Below are 14,778 nucleotides of genomic sequence, written 5' to 3'. Positions count from 1 at the left end.
CCCCGCCTGCAGGCCGCACTGCACGGCCGACAGGCGGGCGAGCGGCGGCGTTAAAGCCCGGCGTTGCGCCGGACGGCGGCGCCCACCGCCGACCAGTCGACATCTTCCCCCTCCTGCGCGATCGCGGCGCGCAGATGATCGCGCACCACGCCGAGCAGCGGCATCGGCGTACGCAGTCGGCCCGCCGCGGTGTCGACGAGGTTCATGTCCTTCAGCCCCAGCGGTGCGGCAAAGCCCGCGGGTGTAAACCGCTGTTCGACCAGCATCTCGCCGTACGTCTTGTAGACCGGCGCGTTGAACAGCGTACCCGTCAGCACCTCGAGCAGCAGCGCCGGTTCGACCCCGCCCTTTTCCGCCAGCGTCATCGCCTCCGCCATCGCCTCGACCGCCGCCATGATCATGAAATTGCCGCTGAGCTTCACCAGATTGGCGGCGGACGGCATCTCGCCGACACGGAACACGCGCTGGCTGATCGCATCCAGTGCGGGCTCGCACCGGGCGATCAGATCGTCGCGTCCCGCCGCGACGACGAACAGCATCGCCGCCGCCGCCGCGGGCGGACGACCGAAGACGGGGGCCGCGACATAGCCACCGGCCCCGTCCTGATCCGCCGTCAGCCGCTCCGCCAGCGCAACGCTGATCGTGCTGTGCGATACATGGACCGCCGGCGCGCCAAGGATCCCGCCATCGCCGTAGACTACCGCCTCCAGCGCGGCATCGTCCGCCAGCATCGTCATCACCACGTCGCCCTGCGCCGCTTCGGCGGGCGTCGCGGCCCGAGTCGCGCCACGTTCGACCAGCGCATCGGCCTTGTCCGGCGAGCGGTTCCACACCGTCACCTCATGACCCGCCTCAACCAGATTGGTGGCCATCGCATGCCCCATCTGGCCCAGACCGATAAACCCGATTCTCATGATCATAATCCCTTGTCCGACCGCAGCAGGATCACCCGCCGGTCCTGCCCCGCCCAACGCGCGGGCGGCGCGGATGTTCGACGCGCGCACGCCGGCCGATCGGTCCCGGAACGTCCGGGATACTGGACGTTTTTCCACTTGTGCCTATATACCGACTGGTATGAATAGCTTGTGCACGCTCACCGCCCCCAAGGGCCGCCCCCGCGAGTTCGATCTCGAGGAGGCGCTTGCGGCCGCGCTGCGCGTTTTCTGGCGAAACGGGTATGAGGCGGCGTCGATGGCCGAGCTCACGGCCGAGATGAAGATCACCAAGCCGAGCCTCTATGCCGCGTTCGGCAACAAGGAAGCGTTGTTTCACAAGGCGCTCGACCTCTACGAACGCGAAAAGCTCGCTTATATGACGTCCGCGCTCGATGCGCCGACCGCCAAGGCCGTGGCTGAGCGGCTGCTGCGCGGGGCGCTCCAGATGCAGACGAGCACCTGCGATCCCAAGGGGTGCCTGAGCATCATCAGCAGCGTCGCCTGCGGCGTCGAGGCCGAACCGATCAAGGCCGAGGTCGCCAAACGCCGCGAGTCGTCGCAGGCTGCGCTGATCCGCCGGTTCGACGAGGCCAAGGCTGCGGGCGAGTTCCCCGACGGTCTCGAGTCGCCCGCTCTTGCGCGCTATCTGTTCGCGGTCATGCAGGGGCTGGCGATCCAGGGCGGATCGGGCGCCACCTGTGGTGAGCTCAATCAGCTTGTCGACACCTGCATGATGGTCTGGCCGACGCGTTAGCCGCCGGGGCACGCACGCCTCCGTCGCGCGTTACCCTGCCCCCGTCACGGTTACTGCCGGTCAGGATTTCCGTCTGAGGCGATCTGCATCAGCACAGGTCCTTCGGCCGCAGTATCAGCCGGCGCTGGCCTGTCGATCGCCGACTTCGACGCCGCCCTGACGACAGCCGAGCGAAGTGCCTCGACGCCATAGGGCTTCGGCAGCAGGATCGCCTGCGGATCCCACGGCACGAGCGCGACCTCGCTGTCGCCGGTTGCGAACACGACCCCGATGCCCGGCCGACGCATGCGGACCGCTTCGGCAAGCTCAGGGCCCGACAGCCCCGGCAGGTTGACGTCGCTGACCAGCACATCGACCGGGCGGGCCTGCAGCGTCGTGAGCGCCGCTTCGGCGCTGGCCGCCTCGATCACAGCCATGCCCAGATCGCGCAGCATCTCGGCCGCGCCCGCACGGACCGCCGCATCGTCCTCGACGAGCAGGACGCGGATCGGGACGTCTCCGTCCGACCGCGGCGCATCTTCGTGACCCTCCGCCGCGCGCCGCCGCGCGCGCTGGCCGGCGAGAACCTGTTCAAACTTCCGCGCGAGCGCCTCGCGCGTATAGGGCTTGGACAACAGCTCGACGCCGACGTCGAGCCGGCCGCCATGGACGATCGAATTCTCCGTATAGCCCGACGTGAACAGCACTGCGAGATCGGGGATCCGCTCGCGCGCGCGGCGGGCGAGTTCGGGGCTCTTCAGCGTCCCCGGCATCACCACGTCGGTAAAGAGCATGTCGATCGGCACACCGCTTTCGATGACGTTCAGCGCACTGCCCGCGTCGACCGCTTTCAGCACGCCATAGCCAAAGTCGCCGAGCATCTCGACGACGGTCGCACGGACCTCGTCATCATCCTCGACCACCAGCACGGTCTCGGTCCCGCCGATGATCGGCCCACCGCTGGTCGCGACCTCGACGTCTTCGGGGCCCATCGCGCGCGGCAAATAGAGCTTGATCGTCGTGCCTTCGCCGACCTCGCTGTAGATCTTCACATGGCCGCCCGATTGCTTGACGAAGCCATAGACCATCGACAGCCCGAGCCCGGATCCCTTGCCCTCGCTCTTGGTCGAGAAGAACGGCTCGAACACCTTGTCGATGATGTCGGGCGCCATGCCGCTGCCCGTGTCGGTGACCGCCAGCATGACATATTGCCCCGCCGCGACCTCCAGATGGCCGCGTGCATAGGCGTCGTCGAGGCTCGCATTGCCGAGCTCGATCGTCAGCTTGCCGCGCCCCTCCATCGCGTCGCGCGCATTGATCGCGAGGTTGAGCAACGCGTTCTCGATCTGCGTCGGGTCGATGAACGTGTTCCACAGCCCACCACCGACGACCGTCTCCACTTCGATCGCCTCGCCGATCGCACGCCGCAGCATGTCGTCCATCCCGCGTACGAACCGCGTGACGTTGACCACCTTGGGTTCGAGCGCCTGACGTCGGCCGAAGGCGAGCAACTGCGCCGCAAGCTTGGCGCCGCGTTCGATCCCCGCCATCGCGTTGCTGACCCGCCGCTCGGCACGCGCATTCCCGGCAATGTCCTTGCCGAGCAACTGCAGATTGCCCGAGACGACCTGGAGCAAATTGTTGAAGTCGTGCGCGACACCGCCGGTCAGCTTGCCGATCGTCTCCATCTTCTGCGCCTGGGCGAGCCCCGCTTCGGCAAGCCGACGCTCCTCGATCTCGCGGATGACGCGCGCTTCGAGCGTCTCGTTGAGGACGCGCAGCTGACGCTCGGCGCGTTCACGGTGGCTGATCTGTCGTTCGAGCTGCAGCGTGCGATTGACGCGCTCCTCGACGTCGAAGACCAGCACGTAGAAGCCGTTGATCGCCCCATCGGGCTCGATCCGCGGGATGTAACGCAGCTCGGACGCGCGGTCGCCGCCGTCGCGGTGCGGCAGCCGCGCATCGGCGGTCACCGTCTCGCCGGCCAGAGCCCGGTCCATCATCGGCTGGCGTACGGCAAAGGCGGGCTGACCGATGACGTCGCGGACATGCCGTCCGACGACCTGCGCGGGTGTCAGCCCGACCCATTCCTCGTAAAAGCTGTTGGCGAACCGATAGATATAATCACGATCGATATAGGAAATCAGCACGGGCAGCGCGTCGGTGACGATCCGCAGCTCCGATTCGCTCCGCGCCAGCTGCCGTTCCGCTGCCACCCGCTCGCTATTGTCGATCACGGTGCCCAGCACGCCGCCGACGCTGCCGTCGAAATCATGCACCGGGGTGTAGAAGAGGTCGAGCGTCACCGCGTGCGCCGCGCCGTCATGATGGAGCGTCATCGGCTGGTCGCGAAACAGCATGACCTCGCCGCGCATCACCTCGCCCAGCACGTGGCGGTTGAAGTCCGCCTGCTCGGGCCAGACGTCGACGGCGCGCGCACCGATCGCGGCCGGATGCTTGCCGCCCGCGATCCTGGCATAGCCGTCATTATACAGCATAAGGCCGTCGGCGCCCCACATCAGCACCTTGGCGACGGGCGAGTTGACCACCGTATTGACGGTCGAGCGAAGCTGCGGGGACCAGGTGTCGATCGCGCCGAGCGGCGTCGCGCTCCAGTCGTGCGCTCGTATCGCTGCGCCACACGCCCCGCCGGCGATCGGCCAGGCCACCGGGGTGGCGGCGCCGGATCGCCCCAGCCGGTCGCGCAGCAGCGTCAGGGTCTCAGCGGCAACCGCATCGGCGCTGGTGCCGGTGCCGGCAATTACCTGGGCATCGATGAAGCGGTCGAGTTCGGACGCGAGCACCGGGTTGCGGGTCTGTCGGGTAACCATGCCACCGGGGTAGCTCTCCGACCGCGCCTGTCAATCACGCTTGGCATCGGCACCGGACTTGGCAGACGGAGCGAGCCGCGCGCACGACCGACGTGCACGCGGCGCAACGCCCCTCAGTCGAGGGGCTTGGTCACCGGCCGCCACATCACGAAGGCGAGCGCCACGAGTGGCAACACCGCCATACAGCCCACGATCATCAGCATCAGATTGCTTGCAGTCATCCAGCCTCTCCTTCGTATTTTTACGAAGGCTGACGGGTATTGCCGTGCTTTGCAAGCGGCTTGGCCCAATGGCCCGTCCACCAGCGTGGAGTACGCCCGCGGCGTCAGATGCCTTCGGGTGTCACCACGCGCCCGGTCGCCTCGAGCGCGCCGACCAGATCGGCGATGCAGCGATCGACCAGCGCGGCATCCGCACTGCGCACGACGAAATTCGCGCCCGTCCGGCCGTCGCGGAAAAACGGGTAGCTGCCGACCGCGACGCCGTCATGCGCCTTCTCGGCATCGCGCAGCAGGTCGGCGACTTCGCTCTCCGCCACCCAGCAGCCGATCGTCTTCGACACGACCGGGCGTCCGCCCTCGAGCGTGCCGGTGAGCGCGTCGAGCATGCCGGCGGTGATGTGCGGCACGCCCGCCATGATGAAGATGTTTCCGATCCGGATCCCCGGCGCGCCCGATACCTTGTTGTCGATCAGGTCCGCACCGACCGGCACGCGCGCCATCCGCGCACGCGCTTCGGTGAGCCCGCCGCGGGTCGCATAATAGGCCTCCAGCACCGCCATCGCGCGCGGATGATGCTCGACCGCGACACCCAGCGCCTCGGCGATCGAGTCGACGGTGATGTCGTCATGCGTCGGGCCGATCCCGCCCGTGGTGAACAGATAGTCGTTGCGTGCGCGCAGGGTGTTCACCGCCTCGACGATCGCCTCGGTCCGGTCGGCGACGACGCGCACCTCGGCCAGCCGGATGCCCTGCACATTGAGCCAGGCCGCGATCTGCGCGACGTTCTTGTCCTGCGTGCGGCCCGACAGGATCTCGTCGCCGATGATCGTCAGTGCGGCCGTCCAGATGCGTTCCTGTGTCATGGCCCTTCGCATAGCCTCGCAAAAGTTGCGCCGCCACGCTATATCGCTCGCCATGACCGAATATGTAACCGTCACGTCCGACGCGCCGGACGCGCGCACCGGCGCCATCAAGCTCCACGGCCCCGCTGCCTTTGAAGGCATGATGAAGGCCGGGCGGCTCGCCGCCGAAACGCTCGACATGATCGTGCCGCACATGGTGCCGGGCGTGACCACTGCCGAGATCGATCGGCTGATCTACGACTTCGTCACGGCCGCCGGCGCGGTGCCGGCGACGCTCGGCTATCGCGGCTATACGCATAGCGTCTGCATCTCGATCAACCATGTCGTCTGCCACGGCATCCCGAGTGAGAAGGCGCTGAAATCGGGCGATATCGTCAATGTCGACGTCACGCCGCTGCTCGACGGCTGGCACGGCGACACGAGCCGGATGTACCTGATCGGCGACGTGCCGATCAAGGCGCGGCGCCTCGTCGAGGTGACCTATGAATGCCTGATGCTCGGCATCGAGCAGGCGAAGCCCGGCAACCGCATGGGCGACGTCGCGCATGCGATCCAGCGCCATGCGGAAAAGCACCGCTACGGCGTGGTCCGCGATTTCTGCGGGCACGGCGTCGGCCGGCTGTTCCACGATGCGCCCGAGGTCGTCCATGTCGGCAAGCCCGGCACCGGCCCCGAACTGCGTCCCGGCATGATCTTCACGATCGAACCGATGATCAACATCGGCCGCCCCGACGTTAAACTACTCGACGACGGCTGGACCGCGGTGACACGCGACCGTTCGCTGTCGGCGCAGTTCGAGCACTCGATCGGCATCACCGAGACCGGCTGCGACATCTTCACGCTCAGCCCCAAAGGTTACACGCAGCCGCCCTACGGGTGATACGCACGGGAGGGGGGCGCGATCGCCCCCCGTCATCCTGACAAAAGTCAGGACCCAGAGCCGCAAGGCGCGTACCTCGTTACCCTAGATCCTGACGTCCGTCAGGATGACGACGCAAAGTGGGATGACGACTACAGGTCGCGGCAGAGGATCGCAGCCTTCCGCAACTCCACCTCGGCGCTTTCACCGGCGGCCGCATCGCCCTTCGCTTCGCCACCCTTGGTCTGCACCGTCAGCTCGACCGGCCCCTCGATCCGGCACAGGATACCCTTGGGCGACTGGCTGCAGGCCTTCGTCGCCTTGTCATAGGCCGCCTGGGTCTGCTCGCCCGACGGCCGGACCATGAACGACACCATCGACGACCCGCCGAACAGATGCGATCCGAGACCCATCGTATTGACGCGCCATTCGGTGGCCCGCGCGGGCTTTGATCCGGCCTGTTTCATGTTGAGTTTGGGAGCAAGCCGCTCGCAGAAACTCGCCGGTGCCTGCGCGGGCAGTTGCGTCGCCGTGCTCCCCAGCGCCGCAATCGCCAGTATCGACGCGATCTTCATTTACACCCCCCGAATGACGACCGCCCTGCCATATACCGGGCGGTATCGACGGGAAGTCTGACGCCGTTTCATGACATGGCAATTGCACGTCGCCAGTCGCTCGCGCTTCGAGCAGGATCGACGCTGGCAAGTCGCCCCCCACCCCGCTAAAGCCCGCCCCATGACCGAGATCACACCGCAGATCGTCGCCGACCACGGCCTGTCCCCCGAAGAATATGAGCGCGTGCTCCACGCGATCGGCCGCGAGCCCAATCTCGTCGAGCTTGGCATCTTCTCGGTGATGTGGTCCGAGCATTGCAGCTACAAGTCGAGCAAGATCCACCTGATGAAGCTGCCCACCAAGGGCGAACGCGTCATCTGCGGCCCGGGCGAGAATGCCGGCGTCGTCGATATAGGTGACAACCAGGCGGCGATCTTCAAGATGGAGAGCCACAACCACCCGTCCTACATCGAACCCTATCAGGGCGCGGCCACCGGCGTCGGCGGCATCCTGCGCGACGTCTTCACGATGGGCGCGCGGCCGATCGCCAACATGAACGCGCTGCGCTTCGGCCGGCCCGATCACCCCAAGATGCGGCACCTGATCTCGGGCGTGGTCCACGGCATCGGCGGCTATGGCAATTGCGTCGGCGTGCCGACGGTCGGCGGCGAGGTGAATTTCCACAGCGCGTATGACGGCAACATCCTGGTCAACGCGATGACCGTCGGGATCGCCGATCAGGACAAGATCTTCTATTCGGCCGCCAGCGGCATCGGCAATCCGATCGTCTATGTCGGCTCCAAGACCGGTCGCGACGGCATCCACGGCGCGACGATGGCGAGCGCGGACTTCGGCGAGGATTCGGACGCCAAGCGCCCGACAGTCCAAGTCGGCGATCCCTTTACCGAAAAGCTGCTGATCGAGGCCTGCCTCGAACTCATGGCGACCGACGTCATCGTCGCGATCCAGGACATGGGCGCCGCCGGCCTCACCTCCTCGTCGGTCGAGATGGCGTCGAAGGGCGGAGTCGGTATCGAACTCGTCATGGACGACGTGCCGCAGCGCGAAACGGGCATGACGCCGTACGAGATGATGCTGAGCGAAAGCCAGGAGCGGATGCTCATGGTTCTGAAGCCCGGCCGCGAGGCCGAGGCCGAGGCGATCTTCAAGAAATGGGAGCTCGATTTCGCGGTCATCGGCCGCGTGACCGACACCGGCCGCATGGTGCTGACGTTCAGGGGCGAGACCGTCTGCGACATTCCGCTCGGGCCGCTTGCCGACGAGGCACCGCTCTACGATCGCCCGCACGTGCCGACGCCCAAGCCCTCACCGCTCGAAAACGTGCCGCACAGCAACGACATCGCCGCCGATCTGGTGACGCTGATGGGCTCGCCCGACATCGCCTCGCGCCGCTGGATCTGGGAGCAGTATGACCACATGGTCGGCGCCGACACCGTCCAGCGCCCCGGTGGCGACGCTGCCGTCGTCCGCGTCCACGGCACGCAGAAGGCGCTGGCGATGACCACCGACTGCACGCCGCGCTATTGCTTTGCCGATCCCGTCGAGGGCGGCAAGCAGGCGGTCGCCGAGGCGTGGCGCAACCTCACCGCGGTCGGCGCGCTGCCGTTGGCAGTCACCAACTGCCTCAACTTCGCCAACCCGCAGCGGCCTGAGATCATGGGCCAGATCGTCGGCTGCCTCGAGGGGATGAGCGACGCGTGCATCGCGCTCGACTTCCCGATCGTCTCGGGCAACGTATCGCTGTACAATGAATCCAAGGCGACCGGCGGCGGCTCGGCGATCCTGCCGACGCCCGCGATCGGCGCAATCGGCCTGCTCGCCGACTGGCAGAAGAATGCGACGATCGCCTTCAAGGGCTCGGGCGACATCATCCTCGCGGTCGGCACGCGGCACGGCCATCTCGGCCAGTCGCTGTGGCTGCGCGAATGCCATGGCCGCGAGGAAGGCCCCCCGCCTGCGGTCGATCTGGCAGCGGAGCGCCGCGTCGGCGACCTCATCCGCAACGCGATCGCCGAGGGCCAGCTGTCGGCGGTCCATGACGTCTCGGACGGCGGCATCGCCGTGACCCTGGCCGAAATGGCGCTCGCAGGCGGCATCGGCGCGATGATCGACCGCAAGCAGCCCTTCGACTGCGCGCGTGCGTTCTTCGCGGAAGACCAGGGCGTCTATATCGTCACCGTCGAGGATCACGCGCTGCTCGACTTCCTCGGCGCCGCGCATGCGGCCGATGTCGAGGCCGAACCGCTCGGCCGCACCGGCGGCAAGCGCCTGATCTTCGAACGCCCCGACCGCGACGACGTGATCGCACTCGACACGCTGCGCGCCGCGCATGAGGGCTTCTTCCCAACGCTGATGGGGGCAGACGCCGCGCTGGCCTGACCCGCCATGCAGCGTTAGTTGCGAATCACACGCAAAAGCGCTTGCGACTGTTTCGCATTATCGCTAATTGGAGCTCTCACGAGGGAGCTTCCATGGTCGTCTGCGTCTGCAATGCCATTCGAGAATCCGACGTCCGCAGCTGCGCGCGGGGCGGGTGCACGACGCCCTGCCAGGCGTTCCGTTCGCTGGGTCGTCAGCCGAAATGCGGTCAGTGCACGTCGGTCGCCCGGGCGATCATCAACGAGGAACGCGCCGCAGCCTGACCTGGCGCGGCGCCACACGGCGCGATCCCGTCGCCCTTGCCGCCACGAACGTAAAACCGCTACATGCCGCTCAGAGGTGACGGAGTTATGGCAATGCGCGGCGATCCCACGGTAATTGATTTCCTGAACGAGGCGCTCAAGAACGAGTTGACCGCGGTCAACCAATATTGGCTCCATTATCGGATGCTCGAGCATTGGGGCGTCTACAAGCTCGCCCAGTATGAGCGCATGGAGTCGATCGACGAGATGAAGCATGCCGACTGGTTGTCGGAGCGCATCCTGTTTCTCGATGGCCTGCCCAATTTCCAGCTGCTCGGCCGCCTGCGCATCGGCGAGACCGTCGAGGAGGTTCTGAAGTCGGACCTCGCGCTTGAGGTCGAGGCGACTATCCAGCTGAAGAGCGCGATCGCCTATTGCGAAGAGGTGAAGGACTATATCAGCCGCGACCTGTTCGCGCGCATCCTCGCCAGCGAGGAAGAGCATGTCGACACGATCGAACGCCAGTTCGAGATGATCGCGCGGATGGGCATCCACAACTACATCCAGCTCAACTCGATCTCCGAGCATGATTCGCCCAAGGCCGGCGCAGCACCCTATCTGAAGGGCTGAACCCGTCTGCCGGTCGTCGTCCGCGGCGACCGGCAACGCGCGCCGGCAGTGTGCTTATTCGGCGCCGAACCCCGATGGGACGGCACGCCGCCCGAACCCGCCCGCGGCGGGACGGCGAGGGACCAGCGGATTGGCCTCGCGCTCGAGCAGCGTCAGGGTCTCGCCGAACAGCGGCCGCAACCGTGCGACATGCTCGAGCGCGGCATCCGGGGTATCGTGAAGCTCGACACAGTCGCGTGCGATCGTTTCGATCGTCTCGGCGAGATCGGCCAGCGGCTCGGCGCCGAACTGGCGCGCCTCGCCCTTAAGGGTGTGGGCTGGAATGATCAGCGCCGCCGCGCTACCGGCGCGCATCGCCGCCTCGATCGCGGCGACCGACTTCACCCCGTCTTCGCGGAAATAGCCGAGGATGCGGATGAACCCGCCGCCAAGCTCGCTGCGGGCCTGTTGAAACGCCGGCCAGTCGACCAGGGTGTTTCCTTCGAATGACACTGACGCCTACTCCCGTTTGGCCGGCCCGCCATGAACGTCGACGGTCAGCCTATCGCTATTCCGTAAAGACATTGTTGCTGTCGGACCCGCGTGTCACGACAAATATTGGCGCGACTGGATCGGAAATGATCGCCATGTCCGCGCCCGCCGCCGCGGCGACCGCCGCCAGCTCGGCAGGCGCACGCGGATCATCGGCGCGGACCTCGATCCGAACACTGGCCGACATCCCGTCCGAGCCTGATCCCTCGCCCGCCTGACGCAGCGTTCTGGCCAGCCGCATCGCGGGCCAGGGGCACCGCATGCCCCGCGCGTCGATCCGGACCACCCCGGACGCCACCGTTTAGTAGCCGCCGCCGCCGCCGCGATTATCGTCGTACGGGTTCTTCGGCGCGCGGAACATCAGCCGGACCGGCACCGCGCCGAAGCCCAGATCCTTGCGCATCGAATTGACCAGATAGCGCTCATAGCTCGCCGGCAGCTGGTCGACGCGCGTGCCGAAGATCACGAAGCTCGGCGGACGCGTCTTGACCTGCGTGACATAGCGCATCTTGATCCGCTTGCCGCCCGGGGCCGGTGGCGGCGTCGCCTCGATCGCGCGTTCGAACCAGCGGTTGAGCTCGCCGGTGCCGACGCGCTTCGACCAGGCGTCGCGCGTGTCGAAACACGCCTGGAGAAGCTGGTCGATGCCCTTTCCGGTCGCGCCTGACACGGTCATCACGGTGACGCCCTTGACCTGGCTGAGGCCGTCCTCGAGCGCGCGCTTGACGCCGTTGAACAGCGACGACGCGCTTTCCGCGATATCCCATTTGTTCAACGCGATGACGAGCGCACGACCCTCCTGCAGCACCTTGTCGGCGATCCGCAGGTCCTGCGCCTCGAGCCCCAGCGTCGCGTCGAGCAGCAGCACGACGACCTCGGCGAAGTCGACCGCGTGCAGCGCGTCCTCGACCGACATCTTCTCGAGCTTGTCCTGGACCTTGGCACGCTTGCGCATGCCCGCCGTATCGATCAGCCGCACCTTGCGCGATTCGCCGCCGGTCGGATGCCAGTCGTAATCCACGCTGATCGAGTCGCGCGTGATGCCGGCCTCGGGACCGGTGATCATCCGGTCTTCGCCGAGGATGCGGTTGACCAGCGTCGACTTGCCCGCGTTTGGACGTCCGACGATCGCGAGCTTCAGCGGCCCCTCATATTCATTGTCGGGCTGTTCCTCCGGAACCTCGTCCTTGCCTTCGAGCAGCGGGAGCAATGCCTCGAACAGGTCGCCCATGCCCTCGCCATGCTCGGCGGACAGTTCGACAGGATCGCCGAAGCCGAGCGCCAGCGACTCGAGCACGCCGTCATTGCCCGCGCGGCCCTCGGCCTTGTTGGCGACGAGCACGACCGGCACGTCGGCGGTGCGCAGCCAGCGGGCGATCTCCTCGTCGAGCGGCACGATGCCTGCGCGTGCGTCGAACAGGAACAATGCGACATCGGCCTGGCCGACCGCAGCCTCGGTCTGCTGACGCATCCGCCCGGGCAGCGTCTGCGCGTCGTGATCCTCGTATCCGGCGGTATCGATGATGCGGAAATCGAGCCCGATCAGCGACGCATCGCCCTCGCGGCGATCGCGCGTGACGCCGGGCCGGTCGTCGACCAGCGCGAGCTTCTTGCCGACGAGGCGGTTGAACAGGGTCGACTTGCCGACATTGGGGCGGCCGACGATTGCGACCACAGGGAGTTTGGACATGCCGTGCCCTTAGCGCGGGAACGCTCCGTCGTCACCTGTTACCCCTCTCCCGCCGGGAGAGGGGTGATGGCTCACCGATAGGCGGTGATCTTGCCCTTCTGGTCGAGCGTGTAGAGCGTCGAGTTTGCGACGATCGGCGGCAGCGTGAAGGTCGTCTTGGTCTCGATCGTGCTGCCGACCGCGCCATCGCCCGGATTGACCGAAACGATCTCACCGCGCGAATTGGTCAGGATCAGGCGACCGCCCGCCAGGATCGGGCCATACCAGGTCACCGGCCCCTTCTTCTTCTTCTCGTTATCGAACCGCTGCAGCTGCGCGATCCAGCGTGCCTTGCCGTTCGACCGCGACAGGCAGACCAGCCGCGCATCGTCGGTGACCACGAACAGCCATTCGCCCGCGATCCAGGGGGTCGAGATGCCCGCAAAATTCTGTTCCCAAAGACGCTGGCCGGTCGAAAGTTCGAGTGCGACCATGCGCCCGCCCTGCCCGACCGCATAGACACGGCCGCCATCGATGACCGGGGCGGCGTCGATATCCGACAGGCTCGACACCGATGTGGTGATCGACGTGCGCGACAAGGCGTCCTGCCACAGGATACGGCCATTCTCGTAGCGATAGGCGCTGAGCTCGCCGCTCGAGAAGCCCGAGACGACGGTGCCCTGGCTGACCGCCGGTGCCGCGACGCCGAACACGCCCTGCGTCTCGAGCGTGCCCGACTGGACCCACTGGACCTTGCCGTCACCCTGGTTGAGCGAGAAGATCTGGTTGTCCTGCGTCAGGACATAGACCGCACCGTTCGACACGGTCGGCGAGCCGCGCAGCGGGCCGCCGGGCTTGGCCCGCCACAGGATCGCGCCATCCGACGCGTTCATCGCGACCACGTCGCCGACGCCGTCGGTCGCATAGACCTTGCCGTCGTCATAGCTCACGCCACCGCCGAAACGCGCGGACTGGTTGATCTTGCCCTCGGTGATCGGCGTCGTCCACAGGGCTGCGCCGGTGTCCGCCTTGAAGGCATGCGCGACGCCGTGCACGTCCATCACGAACAGCTTGTTCTCGCCAACGACGGGCGGCGCGGCCATGCGTTCGCGGTTGGAGCCACCGTCGATCGACGCCTGCCAAGCCTTGGTTGGCTGCGCGGCGAGCGCAAGCTGGCCCATCGACTTGGCGGGATTGCCGCCCGGCTGTGCCCAGGCGTCGTTGACCGAGGGGGCCGGCAGGAGGACCTGGACATCGGCGATCGTCGCGTCGGTCTCGACCCCGTTTTCGGAGGTCAGGATCGATACCCGGTTTCCGACCGTCGGGGTCTTCTTGACGCCACCCTTGAAAATGCCGCAGCCGCTCAAGGCCATGAGCGCAGCCACCGCGACCGTCACCCGATAAGACTTCGTCATTGCGCGTTGGTATCCTCGTTTGATGCAGCAGCAGCGGCGGTCCCGGCCGTCCCGGTGCTGGCAACGGCGTCGACGCCCAGTACACCGGCCATCTGAACAGCGCGTTGACGAATCGTCTCGGGCACGCCGGGATCGGCCGCGATCTGGCCGAAAAGCGTCCCCGCCTGCTTGGTCTGGTTCATCCGGACATAGGCGACCGCGACCATCTCGCCTGCGCTGCCGAGCCAAGGGTTGCCCGTGACCGCAAGCGGACGCAGCCGCTCGACCACGACCTGCGGCTTGAGCGTGTCATATTCCGCCGACGTCTGCCGAACCAGCGCAAGGTCGCGGAACGGCTTGGCGACCGACGTGTCCGCAGCGATCGCTGCCAGCTTGGCCGCGGCGCCCTTCATATCCTCTTTCTGGAGAAGGATATCCGCTTCCGTGAACCGCGCCAGCGCGCTGTACCCGGCACGGTCGGACGCAGCGAGCTTGGTCAGCGTCGTGTTCGCCTCGGCGACCTTGTCCGCGGCCAGCGCGTCATAAGCGGCCTGGAGCTGCTCGCCCTCGACACCCGCCTGGGTTTCCGTGCGGTGCTGATAATAGAGGAATCCGGCCAGCGCGACGAGTGCTGCGACCACCCCGAGCGCCACCCATTTGCCCCAGGTCGTCCAGAAACCCGCGAGCTGATCGCGGCGCAGTTCTTCGTCGACCTCGCGGAGGAACGCTTCATCGGTTTTCGGCGGCAGGGCCAAGGGTGACTCCGGAGACAAAGGGAGGAAAGGATATCGGGGGATGGTGGAATGGCGCGGACCTTAGCCGCCACGCGTCCGAAACAAAAGCCGGATCAATCCACCGTGCCGGCGCGCGGCGCATAGCTCTGGTCGGGTCCCGGAAAGGCACGACTGCGAACCT

General features: G+C 66.7%; 14 protein-coding genes. 5 read left to right on the top strand and 9 right to left on the bottom strand.

The annotated features are described in order from the left end of the window. Positions 1-50 precede the first annotated feature (50 nt). Positions 51-1,004: an NAD(P)-dependent oxidoreductase gene (locus sphsw_RS17570; protein ID WP_327195655.1), complete on the bottom strand. Its 954-nt coding sequence runs from the start codon at positions 1,002-1,004 to the stop codon at positions 51-53. Between the two features lie 70 nt (positions 1,005-1,074). Here sphsw_RS17570 and sphsw_RS17565 point away from each other — a divergent pair, with 70 nt between their 5' ends. After that, a complete protein-coding gene (locus sphsw_RS17565) occupies positions 1,075-1,689 on the top strand; it encodes a TetR/AcrR family transcriptional regulator (protein ID WP_031441750.1) in 615 nt (204 codons plus the stop codon). A gap of 50 nt (positions 1,690-1,739) precedes the next feature. Here the strand turns inward: sphsw_RS17565 and sphsw_RS17560 are convergent, their stop codons facing one another. Further along, positions 1,740-4,499, bottom strand: coding sequence for a response regulator (locus sphsw_RS17560; protein WP_081874410.1), 2,760 nt, complete (start codon positions 4,497-4,499; stop codon positions 1,740-1,742). 325 nt (positions 4,500-4,824) lie between these two features. Next, a complete protein-coding gene (locus sphsw_RS17555; RefSeq protein WP_031441748.1) occupies positions 4,825-5,583 on the bottom strand; it encodes a competence/damage-inducible protein A in 759 nt (252 codons plus the stop codon). Between the two features lie 52 nt (positions 5,584-5,635). Here sphsw_RS17555 and map point away from each other — a divergent pair, with 52 nt between their 5' ends. Beyond that, a complete protein-coding gene (gene map / locus sphsw_RS17550) occupies positions 5,636-6,463 on the top strand; it encodes a type I methionyl aminopeptidase (protein WP_031441747.1) in 828 nt (275 codons plus the stop codon). 131 nt (positions 6,464-6,594) lie between these two features. Here the strand turns inward: map and sphsw_RS17545 are convergent, their stop codons facing one another. Then, positions 6,595-7,017, bottom strand: a complete 423-nt coding sequence (locus sphsw_RS17545; RefSeq protein ID WP_031441746.1) for a hypothetical protein — start codon at positions 7,015-7,017, stop codon at positions 6,595-6,597. A 160-nt stretch (positions 7,018-7,177) separates the two neighbouring features. Here sphsw_RS17545 and purL point away from each other — a divergent pair, with 160 nt between their 5' ends. From purL to bfr, 3 genes are all read left to right on the top strand, one after another. Beyond that, a complete protein-coding gene (purL, locus tag sphsw_RS17540) occupies positions 7,178-9,397 on the top strand; it encodes a phosphoribosylformylglycinamidine synthase subunit PurL (RefSeq protein WP_031441745.1) in 2,220 nt (739 codons plus the stop codon). Between the two features lie 92 nt (positions 9,398-9,489). Continuing rightward, the gene (locus tag sphsw_RS20690; protein ID WP_037527780.1) at positions 9,490-9,660 is read left to right on the top strand and encodes a (2Fe-2S)-binding protein; all 171 of its coding nucleotides are present in this window, start codon (positions 9,490-9,492) and stop codon (positions 9,658-9,660) included. A 93-nt stretch (positions 9,661-9,753) separates the two neighbouring features. After that, complete coding sequence (gene bfr, locus sphsw_RS17535) at positions 9,754-10,269, top strand: bacterioferritin (RefSeq protein ID WP_042467738.1); 516 nt, start codon at positions 9,754-9,756, stop codon at positions 10,267-10,269. A gap of 54 nt (positions 10,270-10,323) precedes the next feature. Here the strand turns inward: bfr and sphsw_RS17530 are convergent, their stop codons facing one another. The 5 genes from sphsw_RS17530 to sphsw_RS17510 all read right to left on the bottom strand — a co-directional run bounded on the left by sphsw_RS17530 (position 10,324) and on the right by sphsw_RS17510 (position 14,618). Further along, positions 10,324-10,761, bottom strand: a complete 438-nt coding sequence (locus sphsw_RS17530; RefSeq protein ID WP_031441744.1) for an Hpt domain-containing protein — start codon at positions 10,759-10,761, stop codon at positions 10,324-10,326. 55 nt (positions 10,762-10,816) lie between these two features. Then, positions 10,817-11,086: a sulfurtransferase TusA family protein gene (locus tag sphsw_RS17525; RefSeq protein WP_268745777.1), complete on the bottom strand. Its 270-nt coding sequence runs from the start codon at positions 11,084-11,086 to the stop codon at positions 10,817-10,819. 15 nt (positions 11,087-11,101) lie between these two features. Continuing rightward, positions 11,102-12,490: a ribosome biogenesis GTPase Der gene (gene der, locus sphsw_RS17520; protein WP_031395626.1), complete on the bottom strand. Its 1,389-nt coding sequence runs from the start codon at positions 12,488-12,490 to the stop codon at positions 11,102-11,104. 71 nt (positions 12,491-12,561) lie between these two features. After that, positions 12,562-13,884 carry an outer membrane protein assembly factor BamB family protein gene (locus sphsw_RS17515; RefSeq protein ID WP_031441742.1) on the bottom strand — a complete coding sequence of 441 codons (1,323 nt, stop codon included), beginning with the start codon at positions 13,882-13,884 and terminating at the stop codon, positions 12,562-12,564. Then, a complete protein-coding gene (locus sphsw_RS17510) occupies positions 13,881-14,618 on the bottom strand; it encodes a tetratricopeptide repeat protein (protein WP_031441741.1) in 738 nt (245 codons plus the stop codon). The genes sphsw_RS17515 and sphsw_RS17510 overlap by 4 nt, the downstream gene beginning before the upstream one ends. Positions 14,619-14,778: the final 160 nt, after the last annotated feature.

The organism is Sphingomonas sp. FUKUSWIS1, assembly GCF_000733135.1.
Classification (GTDB): Bacteria; Pseudomonadota; Alphaproteobacteria; order Sphingomonadales; family Sphingomonadaceae; genus Sphingomonas; species Sphingomonas aerolata.
Note: the sequence above shows the minus strand (reverse complement) of the source record. Positions and strands in the feature narration are given on the sequence as shown.

What these genes read in the sequence shown, in the direction of transcription:
- sphsw_RS17560 (WP_081874410.1), bottom strand. Translation starts at nt 4,499, where the DNA reads ATGGTTACCCGACAGACCCGCAACCCGGTGCTCGCGTCCGAACTCGAC.
- sphsw_RS17515 (WP_031441742.1), bottom strand. Translation starts at nt 13,884, where the DNA reads ATGACGAAGTCTTATCGGGTGACGGTCGCGGTGGCTGCGCTCATGGCC.
- sphsw_RS17555 (WP_031441748.1), bottom strand. Translation starts at nt 5,583, where the DNA reads ATGACACAGGAACGCATCTGGACGGCCGCACTGACGATCATCGGCGAC.
- der (WP_031395626.1), bottom strand. Translation starts at nt 12,490, where the DNA reads ATGTCCAAACTCCCTGTGGTCGCAATCGTCGGCCGCCCCAATGTCGGC.
- map (WP_031441747.1), top strand. Translation starts at nt 5,636, where the DNA reads ATGACCGAATATGTAACCGTCACGTCCGACGCGCCGGACGCGCGCACC.
- purL (WP_031441745.1), top strand. Translation starts at nt 7,178, where the DNA reads ATGACCGAGATCACACCGCAGATCGTCGCCGACCACGGCCTGTCCCCC.
- sphsw_RS20690 (WP_037527780.1), top strand. Translation starts at nt 9,490, where the DNA reads ATGGTCGTCTGCGTCTGCAATGCCATTCGAGAATCCGACGTCCGCAGC.
- sphsw_RS17545 (WP_031441746.1), bottom strand. Translation starts at nt 7,017, where the DNA reads ATGAAGATCGCGTCGATACTGGCGATTGCGGCGCTGGGGAGCACGGCG.
- sphsw_RS17565 (WP_031441750.1), top strand. Translation starts at nt 1,075, where the DNA reads ATGAATAGCTTGTGCACGCTCACCGCCCCCAAGGGCCGCCCCCGCGAG.
- bfr (WP_042467738.1), top strand. Translation starts at nt 9,754, where the DNA reads ATGCGCGGCGATCCCACGGTAATTGATTTCCTGAACGAGGCGCTCAAG.